Annotated in this window: 8 protein-coding genes; 6 read left to right on the top strand and 2 right to left on the bottom strand. The window is 37.5% G+C overall.

The genetic code is table 11. The features are described from left to right. The first annotated feature begins 286 nt into the window (after nt 1-286). Nucleotides 287-2,914 carry a glycosyltransferase gene (locus BUC12_RS06405; protein ID WP_062177495.1) on the top strand — a complete coding sequence of 876 codons (2,628 nt, stop codon included), beginning with the start codon at nt 287-289 and terminating at the stop codon, nt 2,912-2,914. Next, nucleotides 2,907-4,520 (top strand): glycoside hydrolase family 13 protein, encoded by a 1,614-nt coding sequence (locus BUC12_RS06400; RefSeq protein ID WP_062177492.1) that lies wholly within the window; start codon nt 2,907-2,909, stop codon nt 4,518-4,520. Before BUC12_RS06405 ends, BUC12_RS06400 begins: the two co-directional genes overlap by 8 nt. A 167-nt stretch (nt 4,521-4,687) precedes the next feature. Here the strand turns inward: BUC12_RS06400 and BUC12_RS06395 are convergent, their stop codons facing one another. Further along, a complete protein-coding gene (locus tag BUC12_RS06395; protein WP_062177489.1) occupies nt 4,688-5,500 on the bottom strand; it encodes a tyrosine-protein phosphatase in 813 nt (270 codons plus the stop codon). Nucleotides 5,501-5,842: 342 nt separating this feature from the next. On the opposite strand from BUC12_RS06395, the gene BUC12_RS06390 reads away from it, so the two are divergent. Beyond that, complete coding sequence (locus BUC12_RS06390; protein ID WP_062177484.1) at nt 5,843-6,724, top strand: Ppx/GppA phosphatase family protein; 882 nt, start codon at nt 5,843-5,845, stop codon at nt 6,722-6,724. 22 nt (nt 6,725-6,746) lie between these two features. Here BUC12_RS06390 and BUC12_RS06385 read toward each other — a convergent pair whose 3' ends face one another. Continuing rightward, nucleotides 6,747-10,808, bottom strand: coding sequence for a hybrid sensor histidine kinase/response regulator transcription factor (locus BUC12_RS06385; protein WP_062177481.1), 4,062 nt, complete (start codon nt 10,806-10,808; stop codon nt 6,747-6,749). Nucleotides 10,809-11,247: 439 nt separating this feature from the next. Between BUC12_RS06385 and BUC12_RS06380 the strand changes: the two genes are divergently transcribed. The 3 genes from BUC12_RS06380 (at nt 11,248) to BUC12_RS06370 (ending at nt 18,213) form a co-directional block, all read left to right on the top strand. Beyond that, nucleotides 11,248-13,311, top strand: a complete 2,064-nt coding sequence (locus BUC12_RS06380; RefSeq protein WP_175552613.1) for a polysaccharide lyase 8 family protein — start codon at nt 11,248-11,250, stop codon at nt 13,309-13,311. Nucleotides 13,312-13,544: 233 nt separating this feature from the next. Then, nucleotides 13,545-14,774 carry a glycoside hydrolase family protein gene (locus BUC12_RS06375; protein ID WP_236689369.1) on the top strand — a complete coding sequence of 410 codons (1,230 nt, stop codon included), beginning with the start codon at nt 13,545-13,547 and terminating at the stop codon, nt 14,772-14,774. 28 nt (nt 14,775-14,802) lie between these two features. Then, on the top strand, nt 14,803-18,213 hold the full coding sequence (locus BUC12_RS06370) for a glycoside hydrolase family 2 TIM barrel-domain containing protein (protein WP_062177474.1): 3,411 nt from the start codon (nt 14,803-14,805) through the stop codon (nt 18,211-18,213). Nucleotides 18,214-18,236: the final 23 nt, after the last annotated feature.

Here is an 18,236-nt window from a genome sequence, read left to right as displayed (position 1 = left end):
ATATTCCTCGTGTCTTTATTCATCTAATCATAGCTAAAAAAACTAAAAACAGAATAATTGTATCGTCGTAACCTATTCCTTACATACAAGCGTAGTTTTTCATAAAATATTAACCATTTCGTATTCATTTCGTGAGATATTGGTAATAAAAACAATCTTCTTTTGTGTGAAGAAAGATTTTACAATATTGCTTCATATCAGCACTTTCTTTAATGAAAAACCGGGAATGTTAGATGAATAGCAATATTCCCGATTTTTCTTATATAGATTAATACTTAAATGAGTTATGGAAAAAAACTTTCAGAAGAATTTAAAGGATGAATTGGATAAGTTCCTTGAATACGAAAAAAATAAATATCCATTAAAAGACACATTAAAGATAGACCTACATTGCCACGATTATAATAGTGATGTACCGGATGAATTAATAGGACGATTGCTTCGTGTTCCGGAGACGTGGATATCCAGCGAGGTTCTTTTACATGAACTGGAAAGGAATGGATGCGACGCCTACACTATAACCAATCATAATAATGCCCGTTCTTGCTATATAATGCAGGACAAGGGATATGATATTCTCACCGCCGCCGAATTCAGTTGTTGGGTTCCCGACTTTAATACCGGAATCCATGTCCTGACCTATGGCTTCACCCCGGAACAAGAGAAACGGCTCAACAAGCTGAGAAAAAACATATATGCATTTCAGGAATTTACATGGGAACATGATATTCCTACAATATGGGCGCACCCATTGTATCACTATTCGGTAAAAGAAATGCCTCCCCAGGATTTTTTCAATAAAATGCTTCTGCTTTTCGAACGGTTCGAATTCCTTAACGGGCAGAGAGACACATGGCAGAACATACTTGTAAAAGAATGGATCAGTCAGGTGAATGAAGAATCTTTATACAATTATTCACAGCAATATAATATAGGGCTCACACAGTACTGTAGACACCCGTATAAGAAAATACTCACAGGCGGTTCGGATAGCCATATGGGAATCTTTTCCGGAATGACCGGTGTACATGCTTACGTTCCCGATTTGCAGAAGAAACTGGAAACTACATCCCGTTCCCAATTAATTTTGGAGGCTATAAAAGAAGGAAATCTTGCCGTGTATGGCTCACACCAAAATACAGAGAAACTGACTCTTGCTTTCCTGAATTATGTGTGTCAGATAGCCATAAACTTTAAAGATCCGGGGCTGATCAGATTGCTCTTGCACAAAGGGGATACAACAGAGAAAGTGGCATCTATATTGGTTTCTAATGTATTCAGTGAGGTGCAGAATCATAAGGTGACAATGTCCTTTATCAAGCTCTTCTATGAGTGCATGATGGGCAAGAAACCAGCTTTTTACAAACGTCTTCTTGTTTCGTCAGCCTATAAACCCGTATTTGATATTGCTGCTAATATGCCGTCTTTATACAATAAAGATAGCGACGAATTTGTCACAGGATATTATGATTCGCTTTTATCAATCAATAATCAGATAAATGGGATATTAGCCAAACGTCTCGAAACAAAGATGGATGAGATTGATAAAGATAATTGGAGCAAATCTTTCGACAGTATTATTTCGGAATTGGAATTACCAACCAGCATAAGGTCTTATATAGGTAAATCCGATAATGAAAAAAAGATAGATATCTCAAGTTTTCTCGATGGTTTATCGTTTCCTTTCTTCACATCATTGTTTATACTTGCAGCCCATTTTACCAGTGCCAAAGCACTATATAATACCCGGCCTTTTCTGAAACACTTTTCCAAAGCGCTTAAAAAACATCAACATCCTAAAAGAATACTTTGGATGACCGATACTTTTGGTGACAAAAATGGGGTATCGATATTTTTAAAGCAGATGCATGAACAAATCAAACTGAGAGACCTACCTATCGATATAATAGTATGCAGTGATAAAATAGAGAGTGACGACCACCTAACTGTATTAAAACCTCTTACGCAATTCAATATTCCTTCTTATCAGGATCAGACAATAAACATTCCTAATTTTGTAGAACTTCACAATTTGTTTCTGGAAGGAGAGTATGACCGTATTATTTGTTCGACAGAAGGCATTATGGGTATATTCGCTTTATACTTAAAACATGCCTATACAGTAGAAGCCAGCTTTTATTTACATACCGATTGGCTGATGTTTGCTCGTAAGGTTTTAAACTTTAATAGCCGTAATTCCGACAGGATGAGACGCATGTTAAGGTTCTTCTATAAATCTTTCGACAGAGTACTGGTGCTGAACTCCGACCAGATGAAATGGCTTACCGGTACTCAGATGATGTTGGATCCCGAGAAAGTTTGTAAAACTTCGCATTGGGTAAACCCCTGTTTTAAGCCTCGGTCTAGTAATAAGATTATAAACTTCGGTATAGAAGAAAATGTGCCTGTATTATTATATGTAGGCAGGCTAAGTCAAGAAAAAGGAGTGTTAGAAATACCCGCTATTTACAAACAGGTAAAAAAGGTACATCCGGATGCGAGACTCGTAATCGTAGGAAAAGGTCCTGCTTCAAAAGAGTTAAAAGTTGAAATTCCTGATGCTATATTTATAGATTGGGTAGACCAGGAAAAGCTAGCTGATATATACTCTTCGGCTGATATATTGCTGTTACCTTCGCGCTTCGATACATTCTGCAATGTTGTGCTCGAAGCTATAAGCTGTGGCTTACCTGTTGTTGCATATAACAGTAAAGGGCCTAAGGATATCATAATTGATATGGAGTGCGGGTTCCTTGTAGAATATCCTACTGAAATGGCTGCAAAAATTAATTACTATTTAGGTTTAGAAAATAAAGAACCAATCAAGACTGCTGCAATCAAGCGTTCTCTTGATTTTGATGTGGAAACAATCATCAACGAGCTGATTGATTATACGGGGCTAAATAATGATTGAACAGGAAGAGTCGTTTGTTTGGTGGAAGCATGGCATAATCTATCATATATATCCTCAAAGTTTTTACGATACCAATGCCGATGGTACAGGCGATTTACAAGGCATAATTCAAAAACTGGATTACCTCAAAGAATTGGGTATAGATGCTATCTGGCTTTCTCCTATTTATAAATCGCCCTTAATCGACGGTGGATATGATATATCTGACTTTTATTCGATAAATCCGGTTTACGGAACAATGCAGGATTTTCGGGAGTTACTCGAAAAAGCCCATTCTTATCAAATAAAAGTAATTATGGATATAGTGCTGAATCATACTTCTAGCCGGCATCCATGGTTTAAATTATCATCTTCTTCCAAAGATAATTCTAAAAGAAACTGGTATATATGGCATGATAATCTCAATGAAAAGAAGCCGAATAATTGGAGGACAAATTTTTGGAAAACCGCATGGACACTCGATAAAGTGACCGATGAATATTACTATCATTCTTTTTTTCAGGAACAACCCGATTTAAATTGGAGAAATCCCGAAGTAAAAAAAGCAATGTTTGAGATGATTAAGTTCTGGCTCGACTTGGGTATTGACGGGATCAGGCTCGATGTCATTAATTTAATCTTCAAAGATAAATCACTGAGAAATAACTCTATTCTGCACTTATTATCCGGTAAGAAAGCCTACAACAGGAACCAGCCCGAGGTATATAAATTATTAAAAGATCTGCGTATATTACTTTCGCAGTACAAAGACAAGGCAAGTATAGGTGAGATATATGCTCCACCTCCCGGAAACTCATCTCTCGTCAATAGCTTTTTAGGAAACGGAGAAAATATGCTCCATTTAGCATTTGATTTTTCATTGGTCTTTTCCCCTTTCAATGCTAAACAATATTACAAAATCATCCGGAATTATTATCAAAGCCTCCCGGATAAATCCTGGCCTTGTTTTTTTATTTCCAACCATGATATAGGCCGGAATTTAAAACGGTATTTCTTTTCTCGTTACAAATTTAATAAGGCTAAAGTATTAGCGGCAATGCTACTTACGCTCAAAGGTTCTCCGTTTATTTATTATGGAGATGAGATAGGCATGGAAAATACGCCGTTAAAACGTAAAAACCTTAGGGACAGATATGGAAAAATGTTCTATCCGTTTTATAAGGGTAGGGACAAAATGCGAACCCCTATGCAATGGAATAGTGATGAGCATGCCGGTTTTAGTGAAACCTCACCATGGCTACCCGTAAACTCCAACTACCAATATGTAAATGTAGAAAAGGAAAAAGAGAACCCTGATTCATTGTATAATCTCTTTGAGAAACTTATAAAAATAAGGAAGCAACACAAAGCTTTGCATATGGGAGATATAAAATTCATTAACAGCGGAAATAACAACTTGTTATTGTACATGAGATACATAAATAACGAAAAAATAATGATAATTCTTAATTTCTCATTTATCAGACGAAAAACTCAAAAACTGACTTTAGGCAGAAACTATGATATTTTGTTTTCAAACGATAATAGAAAACCTAACCAGATAGGGACAGAAAGACTCACTTTAAATCCATTTGAAATAATTATCATTAAGATAAATGCCGACTGAATCTATAACACAACTACGTCATTACTAATAATGCTGGTTAGTCCACTCGTCCCCTCCTCTCGTTTCGACACTGAATAAACACTCCAAACGTCTAGATACATTTTATTATAAAAAAACAGAATAACAAAAAATAATTTGTTATTCTGTTTAGCTATTCATCAACCTGTTTAGTTGGAATACCGTTCTCTAAGCCGGGTTATATCTTCGGGTCCTACCCCACATTCTTTTTCCAGAAAATTTTCAACACTACCGTAATGAGATTTTATTGTGCTGAAAAATTGACGGATATGTTGCGGACGTAGCTTCATCTTATTCTCTATTTCTGCAACAGTCGAGCCCGACATCTCAGCCAAAGGCTTATACATTTGTTTATTTGCCGATTCCAAATAAACATTTGAAGCCGTAAAATCTTCTTCAATCACCGGCATCGGAACATTCAGAACATACAGTAGCAACGCTGTAGCCATACCGGTACGGTCCCGGCCTCCTGTACAATGGAATAGAAGTGATTCATTATCCGGAACAGTCAATAATTTCTGAAATAAGGGTTTGTATCGTTTTCCATAATATTGAATACTTTTCTCATTATACATATCCATCAGGAAATCATTACTTTTTATCATATCCGCTATTTTTTCCGGAGTTGGCAAATTATCACTCCCCGCCGGACACAATGTATAATCGGTATCGGGCAGTAACTTGTCGGGCGCTGCTGCAGCCTCATTAGTTCCGCGAAAATCAATAACAGTCCGTACCTTTAATTCCTCCATCTTTTGCATGTCCTTGTCCGTTAAACCGGCAATACTGGCTGCCCTGAATATTTTTCCGTTGACAATGGTTTTATTATCGAGGGTCTTATAATTCCCTACATCTCTAAAATTAACGGCTCCTTCCATTTTTACTACGCGGATAGTGCTGTCGGCCAGTTGAGCTTGCAGAGTAAAAGGAATCACTAAAAAGAAGAATAACACCTTTTTCATAAGAGTTTGTTTATTTAAATGAGTTTCGATTATTCAGAAAAACTATATCACTTTTTTACTCTGCGAAGAGAAATGTTTTTTACTACAAAAGACCTAAAGGCTTGTTACCTTAGTATGAAGAATCTATTCAGAAAAATAATTTCCTTTTTTATTTTAGCTATTAACCTGTTATACTATAAATGTTTATTATTACCCTTATTAAAAAAGAGATAATAAATAGCACAAATGACCTTAATCTAATTGTGATCTTGAAAAAGATGATTTGCTGAATTTTATTTCTTACTTAACCTTTTGTTAACCATTTCGAAAAGTCCATAACGTATTTTTGTAAAAATGAGCTACATGAAAATTAAACGTTTAGGGGCTATCGATATAGGTTCTAATTCCGTCAAGTTACTGATAAGTGATGTAATAGACAGTAATGGTAAGATTTCCTACAAAACATCTTCTTTTACACGCGTACCTTTACTCTTAGGCGAGGATACATTCTCTTTAGGATACGTTTCTGAAGAAAGGATTATTAAACTATCGCAATTAATAAAAACATTTGTTTCCCTGATGCAAATCAATGAGGTTGAAAGCTGGAAGATATGTGCAACCTCAGCCTTAAGGGAAGCAAATAATGCCGAACAGATAGTCGATTACATTCAAAATGATACGGGACAATACATTAATATTCTTCCTACAGCCGAAGAAGCCCGTTTAATAGGCCTGAACATTGACAATGTCAAGTTTGGTGATAACAGAATATTTGTAATTGCAGACGTAGGTGGAGGTTGTACGGAAATAACAATACTGAAAAAAGGATATAGTCCGGTTTATAATTCGTTCAATCTCGGCACGATACGTTCTTTAGAAAGAAAGGATGAACTGACTGAATGGAACAGATTTGAAGAATGGATATCAACAGTGCGAAATGGATACAAAGAATTAACTTTAATAGGTTCCGGAGGAAATATAAACAAACTAAATTCAATTTTCCGAAAGCGAGGAAAAATAAAAAAACATGACTTAAAAAGATATTACACTCACCTCAAAGAAATGAATTATGAGGGAATTATTCTCGACTCAGATATAGGGCTAAACAGGGCAGTAGTTATAATGCCGGCGATAAGAATCTATTTACATTTGATGAAAATACTGAAAAGAGAAGAAATAGAGATTCCCGTAATCGGTTTGGCAGATGGAATCATTATAGATTTGTATAACTCTAGAAACTTCTGATATACACACAAACTTCGGCATTCTAATCTACTTTGTTTTTATCCTCATCTCTGCGCCACTGCATAGGAGATACACCAAAAAAAGTTCTAAAACATTTACTAAAGTACTTAGCTGACGAAAATCCTAATTGAAGCGAGATATCCGAAACATTCAGATGCGGGGAATTAACCAACAAATGCTGTGCTTCGTTCAGTTTTATATTCAGAGCAAATTCATTCGGTGTCAGACCTGTTATATCTTTAATTCTTGTATATAGTTTATTTCTACCAATACCCAACTCCGAGGCCAGTATGTCCATATTAAACTCTGGAGTATCGAAATTCTTTTTTACTATAGTTGTTGCCTTATCTATCAGTGTTTGGTCGTGTTCTGATAATACGTTGAACGTAACCACCGGATTTTCTTGCTTGGCCAGGCTTTGGTACAATAATTTACGATTTACAACAAGGCTATTGCAATGCGAAATCAGGAGATCCATATTAAATGGTTTAGTTATATAAGCATCTGCACCATACATATATCCCTCAATAGTCTGAGCAACTGAATCTTGAGCTGTAAGTAATATTACAGGGATATGTGAGATATTTATATTATTCTTTATTTTATAGCACATTTCTTTTCCTGACATTCCGGGCATCATCACATCACTCAAAACAATATCGGGCTGTAACTCCCGTACCATGTCCAATCCTTCTTTACCATTTACGGCCTCATATACAGTATATCTTTCAGAAAAAGACTCGGCTAACATAGCCCTTAACTCTTCATTGTCTTCTACTATCAGAATGGAATTCTTTGATTTATCTTCTTTGCTTTCATCAACATGCGTACTTGACGTATCTTCTGTCAGCATCATATCAAGGCTTTCGTTTTTGTCAATACTTACATTCTCCTGTGTGGAAGATAGAAAATCGTCTAAAATATCAGCACCAAAATGAGCTTTACCTAATTGTAGTATTATTTCGAAAATACTGCCTTCGTTAATTGTACTTCTTACGTGTATATCACCATGATGGCTCTTAACTATTTCTTTGGCAAGAGCCAACCCGATACCGGATCCCAGACTAAAGCCGGACGCACGGTATTCGACTTGATAAAAACGATCAAATATTTTAGATATAGATTCAGCAGGTATGCCGATACCGTTATCCTCAATCTGAATAGTAACACTATCGGGCTGTCGTACAATTCGTATAATAATTTTTTCTCCCGGAGAGGTATACTTAAATGCGTTAGACAATAAGTTATAAACAGCTTTCTGCATTTGATCCGGATCGATATACACTATTATATCTTCATCCAGATGTTCGTATAAATAGATTATATTGTGTTTTAATGCATACTCTTTAAAGAAATCATAAATGTTATGCAAATACCGGATGAGCTCAACCTGACGAATTCTCAATTTAGAAAAACCTTGTTCCTGTTTTCTGAAATCGATCAACTCACTAATAAGGTTGCGCATATGACCGGCATTTCTATGTACACTCGATATTTTATTATGCAGTTCGGTATTCATCGTTTCGTTCTGGAGAATAATATCCAACTGTCCCAGAATTAAAGTCAAAGGTGTTCGCAACTCATGAGATACATTAGTAAAAAAACGTAATTTAGTCTGATTCAGTATTTCATTCCGTTCTCTTTCTCTGCGCTCACTTTCGAGTGCCATGCTCAACTTAGACCGCCAAAGGAAGAAACGGATAATGGCTACCAAAAGCAGGACGAAAAATATAGCATACAATACATATGCAAGCGAACTTTTATAAAATGGAGGTTTTACTATTATACTTATTTCACAAGATGGACTATCGCCCACACTTCCATCCTTGCTTATTTCTTTCAACAATAATTTATAATCTCCTGCCGATATATTAGTATAAGTTATTGTATTAGAGTTCGTCTTGTTCCAATTCTCATCAAAACCGACAAGTTTATACTCGTAATCCTGAATAGTTGTATTCAGATAGTTTGAAGATGCAAACTTTATCATAACATTATTCTGATTATGATTAAGGCTGATCTCATTGCTTTCCGATAATGTCTGATTCAGTATTTTGGTCTCATCGTTAGGTCTTATTTGTTTATTATTGATAAATAGTTTATCAAAATAGAGATTGTATGCCTTTGTTTTTTGATCGATTAGTTGTGATTCAAATATAGAAACCAGGCCGTTTACCCCTCCGATAAATATCTCATTACTATGCGAAACATAAGTGCTGGACCCATGAAAAAAACTTGTTAAAGGGAAATTAGATGATGACTGAAATAATACCTTCTCTGTTTTTCTGGCATCAAAAATCGTAACGCCGGCATTGCTTAATATAATTAAGTTTCCCGACGGGGACTCCGCCAGATGATAACAGAAATTACTCATCAGCCCGTTTTGATTTTGTATATAGTTTTTAAAGTCATTGGTTTCGGGCTGATACTTAAACAACCCCGATCCGGATGTGCCAAAATAAAGCTGATGGTCGCTCGTTTCCAATATTGTTGTCACACGGAATTTTCCTAATGAAGACGGATCAGCAGGATTGTATCTGTAATCTCTAACCTCTTTTGTGCGTAAGTCTATACACCGTATACCTTCTAATACGGATAACCACATTCGCTCTTGGGTATCGATATAAAATGAATAAATAAAACTCTGCTTCAGGGCTTTTTCGATGATACTGTCTGTACTGAAATCATACACTTTGTCATCCTTAAGATCGAGTCTGCTAATACCCGTTGCCGTAAGCAGTATGAGGCTGTTATTATAATGTTGCATATCCCTGATAATGTTATCAGGAAGTGAGTGTTTATCGAGGTCATTATGTATTTTCTCTTTGTACGCCTTAGTTTTAAGGTCAAAAATACGAAGTCCTCCATTGTGTATTCCTATATAAAGTTGCTGTTTGTCTTCTCTATACCATATCGATTTCAGGTTATAGCCTGTAGTACCTGAACCCGTTTTGTTGCCTTCATGAAAAAAGTGAGAAAATTGTCTGGTTTTCAAATTCAAACAATTAAGACCTCCTCCTTCCGTGCATATCCAGAGGTTGCCACTCCCGTCCTCGGTCATTTTTCCGACGAACGGATAGCTGAGATGAGTTTTACTAAGAGGATTAGATGTATAAAGACGGAATGTATTAATGGAGGAATTAAAATAATTGACTCCGCCAAAATATGTACCAACCCATACAGTACCTTGTGTATCTTCGTAAAGCGAGAATATAGAAGTATGACTAATACTGTGAGGAATATTGTCGACATGGACATAGCTTTCCCAATGTTGAGTAAGAGGGTCAAAACTGTTCAGCCCATAAAAAGTGCCTATCCACATTTTTCCCGAGCTATCTTCCAGTATAGTACGAATTTGATTATTAGATATAGAATTCCGCTCTGCTTTGTGTTCAAAGTGCGATATAATCTGCCCGTCCTTGTTCAACAAATATATGCCGTCGTTAGAACTTCCAATCCAGATATTACCTTTCGTATCTTTGTATAAAGTATATATGCCAATATCTCTCAATATCGGTTTTTCACTTATCACACTCCCCTGAGAAACCAGGGTCAACCCCTTATCCGAGCCTAACCATAAATCATTATTCTCCGAAACCAGCAAAGCTGAAACCTTACCTATGCTAGTTCCTATGGAACAGAATTTCGTTATATTATGATTATCATACCGGAATATTCCAGTGTTTGTGGCAAACCAGAGAACATTGTTTTGATAAGAAATAGTTCTTACCTCCCCCTCTTTTACCAAATGGAACTTTTCTTCTTTTATATCATAACGGATAAGGTCGAAGTCCGCCTTTATATATATGCTGCCTTTGTTATCTCCACATATAGCATAAATATTGTTTTGAGTGAGACCGGCATCATTCTTTAATGAACTGAATGTTTCTGTTTCTTTTCCATTGTATCTGCAAATACCTTCAGCCGTTCCAAACCACATAGCTCCGGTTTCGTCCTGATAAATCGACATTACATTTATTTGAGACAATCCATCCTTACTACCAAGGTGATTGAAATATATCCCATTAGCATTGGTCAGTAGAAAGAAGGTAAGAAAAACGAAAAAAAACACTTTCCGTATCATATTATTAAATACATTTTAACACTCGTACAAAGTTAAGGCTTGTTGTTTTTATGTAAGAAAAGTTATTTCGTTGAGTATTAAATCTAAACTATTTTGCTTTTCATAAAAAAAATTCATTCTCATAATTTTGATGTAAAGTACAAAATAATTCTAAACACACCCTACATTATTAAAAATTTAATATTCATATACCTATTAAAGTATAAAATTACCCTATAACAGAAACAAAAAGAGACAATGTATTTCTCGAGAGTGAGTACTTTTAGAAAAAATAATTATAACCTTTTTTAAGTTTAAACAGTAAAACATGAAAAGCTTTATCTCTATATCTAAATCTCTTTATCATACTCTTTGTCCGCGACAGATAGTTGCATTTTTATTCTTATCGCTCTTCTTTTTACATATCGAGGCTCGATCAACCAATAATATAGAACTGATTATGGAAAGGATACAAGCATCGCACAAGGCTGTAAATTTAGAAGCTATAGAGCAAGAAGCTAAAGACTGTTTGGCACAGCTACAAGAAGATGGTTCGCTTCTCTCCATAGATTATAAAGACAGGCATCAGACGGACTGGAAACCTCTTGACCATCTCGATCTATTGAAGTCTGTTGTATTAGCTTATACAATAAATAACAGTAAATATTATGGTGATGTAAAAGCCTATGATGCCATTGAAAAAATGCTCCGATACTGGTACAGCAGCGCTCCTACAAATACCAACTGGTATATGCAACAGATCGCAGTTCCACAGCGTATAGGAGTTATATTAATCCTCATGCGATCGGGTGTAAAGGCTCTCCCTTCTCAATTAGAACACCAACTAATAGAACGTATGGAAAAAACAGGAGGAAGACCCGACCAGCCCGGTTCGCTTGGCACAGCAGCCAATAAACTGGATATAGCTACTCATTGGATATATAGAGGGTGTTTACTTAACGATGAAACTATTTTATCTTTTGGTGTGCAACAAGCTTTCGACCCTCTGATTCTGACAACAGATGAAGGGCTGCAACATGATTTTTCGTATCAGCAACATGGACCGCAACTATACATAGGAGGGTATGGAGATGTTCTTGTCGGTGGTATCGCCAGACTGGCTTTATATATGGAGGGTACACCTTATGTGTTACCCACAGAGAAGTTAGATCTACTTAGCCGCTTTGTACGTAAATCTTATATTCCCGTAACAAGAGGGCAATATTTTCTATATAATGTAATGGGAAGAGGTTTGAGCAGGAAAGGTTCGTTGAAGAATGCCGCTGCTCCCGGATTGATGCAACAGATGATAATGCTCGACCCGGCTAACAGGCAAAACTATGAGGATGCAATATATCGCTTGAAGGGTGAAAAATGTCCGGGCTATGGTTTACAGTCAGAGCACACTCACTTCTGGCGTTCAGATTACACACTCCATCAGCGACCGGCATATACATTCGATGTAAGAATGGCTTCAATACATACATCCAGGAACGAGAACGGGAATGGTGAAAACCTGAAAGGATACTTCCTGACGGACGGAGCCACCAATCTCTCGATGCAAGGAGATGAATATAACGGGATTTTTCCGGTATGGGATTGGGCCAGGTTACCGGGAGTCACAAATCCTATTGTTGATGACATTCCATTGCCCAGGGCATGGCAAACTCAGGGAACAAGTAAATTTGCCGGAGGTGCATCTAACGGCATGTATGGAGTCACAACTTATATTTTGAACGATAATAACTTTGGGTTGAACATCTCAGCTAAAAAAGCATGGTTCTTTTTCGACGAAGAAGTGGTTTGCCTCGGCGCAGGCATCTCTTCCACGTCTCCCTACCCTGTTAATACTACAGTAAATCAATGTACACTCAAAGGTGACGTTACTGCATTCATTGGTGGACAAGAAACAACAGTAAACGGATTCCTGCAATCGCAAAACAATTTGTCGTGGGTAATACACAATGGAGTATCATACCTTTTTCCCGAAGAAGGAAATATATCTATCAGTAATCAGATACAAAAAGGCACTTGGAAATCTATAAACACGCCATTATCAGGCGATACAGTACAAAAAGAGGTATTTAAGATATGGCTCGATCACGGTGTTTCACCCCAAAACGAAAAATATGCTTATATCATTGTGCCGGATAAAGGCTCTATTGCCGAATCGAAAAAATACAATCCGGATAATGTTACAATATTATCCAATACAGACTCTGTGCAAGCCGTAGTACACCATAAATTAAACATCTGCGGAATTGTTTTCTACAACGCAGGAACATTTTCTGACGGTAAATATTCGATAACGGCAGATAAGCCATGTGTTATTCTTCTCGACTACAACTCTGAGCCGCAAACAAAGATTTATTTGGCAGATCCGTCACGCGTCGAATCGAACATTGATATAGAGGTAAAGGCTCTATCCTCGGGGTATTTACAAAGAATAAAATGTAAGTTACCCGTCGCCCCCGATCCTTATGCAGGAGCAACCGTTCAGTATATAATTGGCGAATCGCTCTAGCAAATAGATTTTTAACTAAAAAGCACTAAATAAGGAGGTTTAACAAGGGTAATTTAAACAAAATTCACCCATTTAAAGTATAAAAATGTCCTATTCCATACTATCGCATCATATATATTTGCAATAATCAATCACTCGATTTAAACATAAAAACCAATACCGTAATACCTTAAGCAATTCCAAAATCTGACAAAAAAAATCAATATATAAAAACTATAAATTTAATACTGAAGATGAGTAAACTGAAGTGTATCTGTATCTCCACACTCGTTGGTATCATGTGCATTTCTTGTGAGAGCGAGAAAGAGGCATTTATAAACGAAAATATCAATTATTCTGTTCGTCAGACAACTTTGATGCTGGAGAAAGTGGGGAAACCTACAGGAGATAATTACCCGCGAACGATGGATGATGATGGCAATTTAGTGACAAGCCAAATGAAGGACTGGACACCCGGATTTTTTCCCGGCTCGCTGTGGTATCTCTATGAACTGACCGGTGACACCTTATGGCGTAATCGTGCCGAAGAGTGGACACAGAGCTTAGAGCCCCTCAAAACATTCACCGAGCATCACGATTTAGGCTTTATGATGTATTGCAGTTATGGCAACGCAAACCGGTTAGCTCCTAAACCGGAATACAAAGACATATTGATTCAAAGTTCGGAATCTTTATCATCACGTTTCAATAAAAATACAAAAACAATTAAATCGTGGAATTACCGTAAAGCATGGAACGATACTGTAGAATGGTTTTACCCTGTTATCATAGATAATATGATGAATCTCGAAATGTTATTTAACGGAACAGAATTGTCGGGTAATGAAAGATTCAAAGATATTGCCATCACTCATGCTAATACAACACTGATCAATCATTTCAGGGACGACTACAGCAGTTACCATGTTGTAGACTACGATACAATTACAGGAGCCGTAAAGTATCAGGGAACTTGTCAGGGATACAGTGATAACTCTACCTGGTCGAGAGGGCAAGCCTGGGCAATATACGGATACACAATGATGTATCGCGAAACAAAAGATCAGGCTTATCTGGATGCAGCTACTAAAATGGCAAACTGGTATCTGGATCACCTTCCTGAAGACCTTATTCCTCTTTGGGACTTTAATGTCAATGAAAAAGGATATACAGCTGAAGGCAAATCTTATGCAGTAGAATTTAAGGGAGAGAATCTAAAAGATGTATCGGCTGCGGCAATTACATGCTCTGCTCTATTCGAATTAGGAGAATTCACAAAGAACAAAAGATACTTAGACAATGCGGTTAAAATGCTTCACACTTTGGCTTCTCCACAATACAGAGCTGAACTTGGGACGAATGCCAATTTCCTCTTAAAGCACAGTGTGGGCAGTATTCCTCATAAAACAGAGATTGACAAGCCTCTTGTATATGCCGACTATTATTTCTTAGAAGCATTAGTCAGATATAAGAACATGAAATAAGTACAGACAGAATATAACCACAATTACCATGAAGAAACTACTTATCGGCTGCTTATTGTATTTAATAAGCGTAAATCTTCCGGCACAAGATAAGTTGCCTTACTGGAAAGACATCAACGTATTTTCTGTTAACAAAGAAGATGCACGCTCTGCTTTTGTGTCATACAGTAATAAGTCCGAAGCTTTGACAGGGATATATGAGAACAGTAAATATTATCAACTACTTAACGGTACATGGAAGTTCTATTTTGTTGATAGTTACAAACAACTACCCGATAATATTACCGATCCCAATGCCAGTACAGACTCATGGCACGATATCAAAGTGCCGGGCAACTGGGAAATACAGGGCTTTGGAACACCCATATATACCAATCACGGATACGAGTTTAAACCTCGTAACCCGACACCGCCACTTCTGCCAGAGGATATTCCGGCAGGCATCTATCGGCGCGATATAGAAATACCTGCCGATTGGCTGGGAAGAGATATCTACCTTCACATTGGAGGAGCTAAATCTGGTGTATATGTTTATATCAATGGACAGGAAGTAGGTTATAGTGAAGATTCGAAGAATCCCGCAGAATTCAATATCAACAAATATGTGAAGGCAGGAAAGAATGTACTCACGCTCAAAATATTCAGATGGACTACAGGTTCCTATCTCGAATGTCAGGACTTTCTTCGTATCAGTGGTATAGAGCGTGATGTCTATTTGTGGTCACAACCCAAAGTAGCTTTAAAAGATTTTTGGGTAGTATCTACATTGGATGACAGTTATAAAAACGGAATTTTCAAACTGGCATTAGATATTGAAAATCATGAAAAAACAACCCAAAAGACAAGTGTCTCGTACGAATTACTGGATGCAAAACAACGTTCTGTTGCTGCCGGATCGAGTAATATAGAGATAAAAGCAAACGGAAAACAAGCCGTAAAATTTGATGCTATACTGGATAACGTGGCTACATGGACATCCGAAAAAACCAACCTATTCAAGTTAGTTATGACAATAACCAGCGATAACGGTCAAGAAGTGATTCCTTTCAATGTGGGTTTTCGCAGAATAGAAATTAAAGAAAGTGAGTTTGAAAAGAATGGCGAAAAGCTCAGGCTATTTTACATCAATGGTCAACCCGTCAAACTAAAAGGGGTAAACATACACGAAGTGAGCCAAATCGGAGGTCACTATGTGACACCGGAAGAAATGCGGCGCGATTTTGAACTGATGAAATTGAATAATATAAACTCCGTACGTCTGGCTCATTATCCACAAGACAGAAAATTCTACGAAATGTGTGACGAGTTTGGTTTTTATGTATATGACGAGGCCAATATCGAATCGCATGGTATGTATTACACCCGGTATCTGGACGATGTACGCAAGGGTTCTTATGGACATAAAGACGGTACCAAGTTGGGCACTCTGGGACATAATCCTGACTGGCTTAACAATCACCTGTACAGAATCAATAATATGTTTCAGCGTAATAAAAATTTTCCATCACTAACTATCTGGTCATTAGGTAATGAAGCGGGTAATGGCTATAACTTCTATGTAAGTTATATGACGCTGAAAGACTTAGACAAAGATTTAATGAATCGTCCGGTTAACTACGAACGTGCCCTTTGGGAGTGGAATACAGATATGTTTGTACCTCAATACCCAAGTGCGGCATGGCTTGAAGAAATAGGGAGCAAAGGAGCCGATCGCCCGATTGTACTTTCGGAGTATGCGCATGCAATGGGTAACTCTACAGGAGATCTGTATGGTCAATGGGAGGCTATTTACAAATATCCCCAATTACAAGGCGGATACATTTGGGAATGGAAAGATCATGGAGTTTTGATGAAAGACGAAGAAACAGGCAGACCTTATTGGGGGTATGGTGGAGATTGGGGAGTAGACCAGCCTTCAGACGGAAACTTTATGTGTGATGGATTGCTGCGTAGCGACCAAACCCCTCAACCGGGACTCACCGAAGTAAAATACAACTATCAAGACATTGGATTTGAAGCCATAGATCTGGAACAAGGAGTATTTAAGATTATCAATAGATTCTACTTTACTAATCTGTCAGACTATCTGATAAAGTATAAGATCTATAATAACGGGAAGCTATTGAATGAAACTGTACTCGATTTGAATACGGCACCACAAACTTCTGCCGAAATCAAAATACCTTACTCATCTTTCAAACATACGGCATCCGGAGAATACTTTGTAAACTTTGAAGTATTTACCAAACAGCCAACGCAACTCGTTCCTGCGGGACATATGGTAGCTCACGACCAGTTCCAGCTACCGTTGGCACAGGAGGAGAAAACATATAACAGGGATCTTAACAATCCAAGCCTAGAATACGCCGAAGAGGGAGATAATGTACGCATACATTCATCAAAAGTAGACTTCGTATTCAATAAAAAACAAGGAATAGTTACTTCTTATAAAGTGGATGGTACCGAATATTTCCACGATGGTTTTGGTATACAGCCTAACTTCTGGAGAGGGCCTAATGATAACGATTATGGAAATGGAGCACCTCTGCGTCTACAAACATGGAAACAGGCCAGCAAAAATTTCAATGTAGTTAATGTAGAGCAAATGATGACCACCGGCTATACCGTAACCATGCAAGTCGATTATCTGTTACCGGCAGGCAATTACTACATTATGCAATATTCGTTAGACCGGTCGGGTGTACTTCATATTTCTGCAAAATTCACCGCACTTGCAAAGGATGCCGATGATGTAAAGAAAACCCAGGAAGCCGAAACTGCAACCCATTCTCCACAAGCTGCCTCCGATTTTGAAGAAAAAGCTAAACAGAAGATCCTCGAGGTTCCCCGTATCGGAGTTCGCTTCAGGCTCCCTTTGGAGATGGATAATATTAAATACTTTGGCAGAGGACCTCAGGAAAATTATATAGACCGCAACAAAGGCACTTTGGTCGGAATATATACAGCAAAGGCAGAAGACCTTTATTTCGGTTACGCGCGTCCACAAGAAAACGGACATCATACAGATTCCCGGTGGTTTACAGCAACAATGAATAATGGCAAAGGCTTATTGGTGAAAGCCACTGAAACTATAGGATTCAATGCTCTAAGAAATACAGTCGAAGATTTCGATGCACAGGAAGCAGATGCGCCTTACCAATGGTACAACTTTACTCCTGAGGAAATTGCAAACCGTAATGAGGCCGAAGCTGCAAACAGGCGTCCTAAACAAACGCACATAAGTGACATTACACCTCGCAATTTTGTAGAAATCTGTGTGGATATGAAACAACAAGGTGTTGGAGGATACGATAGCTGGGGTTCGAGGCCGATATCGGCTGCAACAATCTATTCGAATACAGATTATGTTTGGTCATTCACCATTGTACCGGTAAATAACAATAAAGATGCAGAAAGTAAAGCATCACTAAAATACTAACTTTATTTATAACTTATAAAATG

The organism is Indolivaga macrotermitis, assembly GCF_900128985.1.
GTDB classification, from domain to species: Bacteria; Bacteroidota; Bacteroidia; order Bacteroidales; family Dysgonomonadaceae; genus Dysgonomonas_A; species Dysgonomonas_A macrotermitis.
The sequence above is the reverse complement of the archived record's forward strand: the minus strand, read 5'-3'. Positions and strand labels throughout refer to the sequence as shown.

Bases quoted from the DNA above. Each gene is read 5' to 3' on its own strand.
- BUC12_RS06395 (WP_062177489.1), bottom strand. From the start codon at position 5,500: ATGAAAAAGGTGTTATTCTTCTTTTTAGTGATTCCTTTTACTCTGCAA.
- BUC12_RS06385 (WP_062177481.1), bottom strand. From the start codon at position 10,808: ATGATACGGAAAGTGTTTTTTTTCGTTTTTCTTACCTTCTTTCTACTG.
- BUC12_RS06390 (WP_062177484.1), top strand. From the start codon at position 5,843: ATGAAAATTAAACGTTTAGGGGCTATCGATATAGGTTCTAATTCCGTC.
- BUC12_RS06375 (WP_236689369.1), top strand. From the start codon at position 13,545: ATGAGTAAACTGAAGTGTATCTGTATCTCCACACTCGTTGGTATCATG.
- BUC12_RS06380 (WP_175552613.1), top strand. From the start codon at position 11,248: ATGGAAAGGATACAAGCATCGCACAAGGCTGTAAATTTAGAAGCTATA.
- BUC12_RS06400 (WP_062177492.1), top strand. From the start codon at position 2,907: ATGATTGAACAGGAAGAGTCGTTTGTTTGGTGGAAGCATGGCATAATC.
- BUC12_RS06370 (WP_062177474.1), top strand. From the start codon at position 14,803: ATGAAGAAACTACTTATCGGCTGCTTATTGTATTTAATAAGCGTAAAT.
- BUC12_RS06405 (WP_062177495.1), top strand. From the start codon at position 287: ATGGAAAAAAACTTTCAGAAGAATTTAAAGGATGAATTGGATAAGTTC.